This window comes from Psychrobacter sp. AOP31-B2-9, from assembly GCF_052378005.1.
GTDB lineage: Bacteria > Pseudomonadota > Gammaproteobacteria > Pseudomonadales > Moraxellaceae > Psychrobacter.
This window is the reverse complement of the sequence record NZ_JBQSXG010000190.1, coordinates 1-4561: the sequence shown is the minus strand read 5'-3', so window position 1 is coordinate 4561 and position 4561 is coordinate 1. Positions and strand designations below refer to the sequence as shown.

The 4561-nt window shown below is 40.0% G+C and carries 6 protein-coding genes; all 6 read right to left on the bottom strand.

The window, feature by feature from the left end:
- Nucleotides 1-40 precede the first annotated feature (40 nt).
- The gene (locus ACT3SX_RS14010) at nucleotides 41-658 is read right to left on the bottom strand and encodes a hypothetical protein (RefSeq protein ID WP_192529623.1); all 618 of its coding nucleotides are present in this window, start codon (nucleotides 656-658) and stop codon (nucleotides 41-43) included.
- Between the two features lie 114 nt (nucleotides 659-772).
- The gene (locus ACT3SX_RS14005) at nucleotides 773-1888 is read right to left on the bottom strand and encodes a DUF2931 family protein (protein WP_192529624.1); all 1116 of its coding nucleotides are present in this window, start codon (nucleotides 1886-1888) and stop codon (nucleotides 773-775) included.
- Between the two features lie 124 nt (nucleotides 1889-2012).
- On the bottom strand, nucleotides 2013-2414 hold the full coding sequence (locus tag ACT3SX_RS14000) for a hypothetical protein (protein ID WP_192529625.1): 402 nt from the start codon (nucleotides 2412-2414) through the stop codon (nucleotides 2013-2015).
- A 21-nt stretch (nucleotides 2415-2435) separates the two neighbouring features.
- Complete coding sequence (locus ACT3SX_RS13995) at nucleotides 2436-2576, bottom strand: hypothetical protein (RefSeq protein ID WP_192529626.1); 141 nt, start codon at nucleotides 2574-2576, stop codon at nucleotides 2436-2438.
- 198 nt (nucleotides 2577-2774) lie between these two features.
- Nucleotides 2775-3824, bottom strand: a complete 1050-nt coding sequence (locus tag ACT3SX_RS13990; protein WP_192529627.1) for a DUF2931 family protein — start codon at nucleotides 3822-3824, stop codon at nucleotides 2775-2777.
- A 167-nt stretch (nucleotides 3825-3991) separates the two neighbouring features.
- Nucleotides 3992-4411 carry a hypothetical protein gene (locus ACT3SX_RS13985; protein ID WP_192529628.1) on the bottom strand — a complete coding sequence of 140 codons (420 nt, stop codon included), beginning with the start codon at nucleotides 4409-4411 and terminating at the stop codon, nucleotides 3992-3994.
- Nucleotides 4412-4561 lie beyond the last annotated feature (150 nt).

Sequence of the window (4561 nt, the reverse complement as noted above, 5' to 3'; positions counted from 1 at the left end):
GTACAAACGATGAGGCAACCAAAATTAAAAAAGGTTTCATTTACTGTCTCAATTTCTGTTGTTGATCGGCTAGCAATAAAAGCTCTCTTACGTGCACATTTCTAGAATTACGAAGTTGTGGTCTATTTGATTCAGTAGCAGCAGATGCGAAATATTTATTCTTAAGATGTCTATTAAAACTAGGAAATTTCGAAATACCTGTGCTAGATATCCCTAAGTTATAAGCCATATCTAAAATAGCTTCTTGAGCTGGGACTGGATAATTATCAAACTCTGAAAATGCTTCTCGAGCAGAATCGAGATTACCCTGAATATGAGCGAGTGTTATTGCTTTTGCATCTTCTTCTGTCATACGAATTGTTGTCAAAGATTCAAAATAAGATGCTCGATTATTGTTTCTACCCTGAACCAAATTGTAAACTGTACGCCACGCTTGTTTTATTTGAGCATCGGTTGCTGATAAATTCCCGAAATAAAAAGAATATTTTGTCGCTTCATCCGCAGACGATAGCATTTTGCCATAGCCTACGGTTACAAGGCTCTTAGGTTCAGCACTATCAAGATACATGTGATTGTAGAAGCCTTCCTCTTTTATAATTGCTTCAAAGACTTTGTTTAAGTCTAGTTCGCCAGTCTGCTCTAAAGCTAAATTCTCCACCCCTTCCTTTTCAGAAATATACGATACGCCCCAGCTTGATCTTAGCGTCATATGAATAACAGAAATAAAAAAGCACCTCTAAAAATAAGAAGTGCTTTTATCTTTAGATCAAATTTATTTGAACCATTTATATTCATCCTCTTTTAGTAGACGATAAAAACTACCATGTAAGGGTACATTTTGCTTGGTGACACCATCAACGGTTAGGTAAGCAACCAGCTTACCATCAACAATGTTGACCATTATTGCTGCAGGCTCTTTGTTTTCCGCAAAAAAAGTTTTAAAAATCTCAAACTGCTCGATATCGCCATCGGGCATTTCTTTTCCACTTGGGGAACTTTGGCTAAGGCGAATAATGGCTTGATACCGTTTGCCCTCATGTTTAAAGTATAGCCGATACCAAGCAGGCACTGCTTTTTCACTCTTGTATGTGGTTAAGTCTACTTCAGATCTTTTAACAAAGCTGTCTTCACCGTTGATTAAGAATTCTGTATAACCATATACATCAAGCGGTGTGGAGAGATACCAAGGGAATTTTTGGGTATTAAAGGTTTTCCATCTGCCAATAGGAAACATATCATTGGCTTTTTGTGCTTGGATCTCTTCTGGCTGATCCTCAACAAACCCTGCAAGATATTCTTCTTCACTCAAGCCTTCAGGGTTAAAATGATTGGCCTGTGCAAAATACTCCCACGGAATATCCACCTCTTCTGCTTGAAACTGTGCTACCTCTACAACTTCTGCCCAACCAAGACGTACGGAGACAAAACCACCAGGGGCAAGCGCCAACTGAATCTGCTTAAACCGTTCAGTATTTGGCGTGTCTTCGAAATCCATAGTGAGCTTGCGCTGAAACTGTCTTTCTATCTCTGCTTTGGGCAGTCTGGCTCTGACATGATAGTATTTGCCTTCTATGGGCGCCAGCCACGTGAGATTGATACCATCAGGAATGCGAGAGCCACCCGACGCATCCGCACCTGCTGTCCTCCAGCCGCCGCCTGCGTGCGCATAAAAACCGCGTCTTGAACCATCGTCATACATCCAAAATGATTCACCTGCTACTAGCTCAATAGGGTAGTAGCGGGGCGCAAAAATTGCTGTAGAAAACCCCATTTTATTCTCTTGCATAAATACTCCCTTTAATTCCTGAGCCACATCTTTGCCAGAAACAATGCAGGCCGTGAGCGATACAACGAGCAGTGATAATATGGCGAGCTTGGTACTTTTCATAACTGTGCCTTTATAAGTGCTATAGCATGACGCTGTCATTACGTATTCAAGTGGTACACTATATCTTTGTGATATCGCCATGATTTGATGATAAGTAAGACAGACGGTCTCATTGTCTTAACAACTATCTATCCGCTGGTACACTAGGTACACCATTTTTGCAATCAAATTTATAAGTACTTATAGGCAAGTTATATTTTTTCCAATAGCGACGCAGCTGCGGCGTGGTCAGCTCGTTTCCTTGACAGTCTTTAGGTAGTAGGGGCGTATCTCCATCACAGGTAAAATACAATGTGCCTTCAGGCAAGTTATTATCTTCCCAGTATTCTTCTGCTGATCTTTCGGGTAGGGGCGAGAAAAGAAGCTTGTCTGTTGCTGAATTGATCTGTGTGGTGCATCTTCCTACTGCATTGCCAGAGTCATCTTCTAAATACTCTTGCTTATACATAAACTGCCCACCTAAATCGATACAGGAAGTGAGGCCTAACATGCTGACTAAAAGTAATGATAGATAGAGTGATTTCATGAGCGTATCCTTTGTGCTTATCTAACCAGAAATGACGGTACGATAAAACTGATTGGTTGCTGGATTGATCCTAGGTAGGCTGACTGAAACGACTTGCTCACTAACGCTTTGTGTGACTTTACTTGACCATTGCAAGTATCTATTGAGCATTGTATTTTTCAAACTATAATCCCTTACAGTAAAATAAATTAATACTTATGGGCTATTATTGATAATCCTATCAAAAATATATTTTGTTTTATATTTAACTGATGATATTGTCTTTTAGACAAAGCCGCTACTAAAAAAGCACTTCTCAATAGCAAGAAGTGCTTTTTTGCATTCAACAATCATTCAATAGCATCATTAAGTAGTAAAATATTATTTATCAGAATCAAACCACTTCAATATTCCGACATTAGTTTCTTTAGTGAAAACTTGAGTAATAGTGAGGTATTGTTTTATGTAGCCGTCAGTTAGATAAGCGCGGATTTTATTGGCTTCGTCTTCAATGACCAGTGTTATTGCTGTTGATAACTGATTTGAGCTAAAGAAATCTTCAAACTCTTGATATATGACAAGATCATCATCTGGCTGTTCTGCTTTGCCTTGTTTTTGCTCGGTGAATTTGATAGTGAGGCTATAAAATATGCCTGATTTCTTATACTCTAAACGCAGCCATGCCGGTACATACTCTTGCGGGATACCCCCATTTTTTTGTATCTCTTCTTTAGTGTAGAATTGCGAATTACCGTTTATCGACCATATTTTGCAAGCTTCCATCTCTATCTGAGTCGTTAGATACCAATTAAATTTGTCTGAATAATTCTTCCAGCGTGTCAGCGGAAATGTGTCCTCTTTGACCATGGCTTTGATATTGTCAGGTAGCTTTTTATAATGGTCATCCATAAACTCAGCCTCAGGATACGTCTCTGGTGCAAAGTGATGGGTAAGCGCGAAGAAATCCCATGACATTTGTATTTCTCGAGCTTGAAAATTAGCGATTTCAGTCACACTTATACCTCCTAGACGCAGGCTAATATAGCCACCAGGAGCTAGTGCGAAATCAATCGTCGTATATTGAGCTGTTTTTGATCGATCATAAAGCTCAACCTCAAAGCGCTTTGCAAACTCAGCAAGCATTAGATCTCTAGGTAGCGTGATTCTGGCTTGATAGTACTTTTTTTCAGTGGTGGAGAGCCAAGTGAGCTGTACACCTAAGGGAAGCTTCACTAGAGCAGGTGGTGAACCGCCTGATGCCAATACGCCTGTACTACGCCAACCACCACCAGTATCTGCCGAAAAGCCTAGACCTTGTCCGGCTTCTTCGGTGTAATACCAAAAACACTCCCCCGAAATAAGCCACACACCGAAGTGACGAGGCGCGAAGATATGGGTAGACCATTTAACAGGGATTTCGTTGTCAAACACAGGGCTATCCTTTAAAGTGTTGGTTGGTAAATATGCCGACTATGATAGTGCTGACGATTTTCATAATGTTATTCCTGTTGGTTAACCTTGAATGACGTAGCGGAATTTTTTTCGTATTGTCCGTAAAGATAACAACAGGCGTTGAATTAGAAAATAGCCTTATTATCCTATGACAGCAAATCGCCGCTTAAAGGAACAGAAGTAACCTTGCCATTATTGCAAGTAAACCTTATATTTCCATTATTCAAATTGAACTTTGATCTAAATCCTTCAACACCACCAGATTGCTTGGCAATAAGGTTGCCTTGACAGTCAGTGACTTTACTGGCTTCATAAGCCTTGCCATCTTTACAGACAAAATCAGTAGTCCCTTTTGGTAAATTATTAGCTTGCCAAAATCTCTCGGCTCCCGATGGTTTACTACTAATATTCAAGAAATAGCCGTTACAATCGGCTACTATTCCTTGGGCATCTGACAGGTATCCGGTACTCCCTGATAGATAGCTACTATTCCAGTTTTGAAGAGTATCGCAGGCGGTGAGAGAGAGAAGGCAGATACTTGCTAGGATAGTACTAATGATTTTCATAATGTTGCTCCTGTTGGTTAACCTTGAATGACATAGCGGAAAAACATATTTTCCCTATTGTCTATATTAGGGACACTCACATGTGGAAAGCCACTGTTATTACTACTAACATGTAGATAGCGGTTTTTGATGGTCAAGTTGGTAACGTGT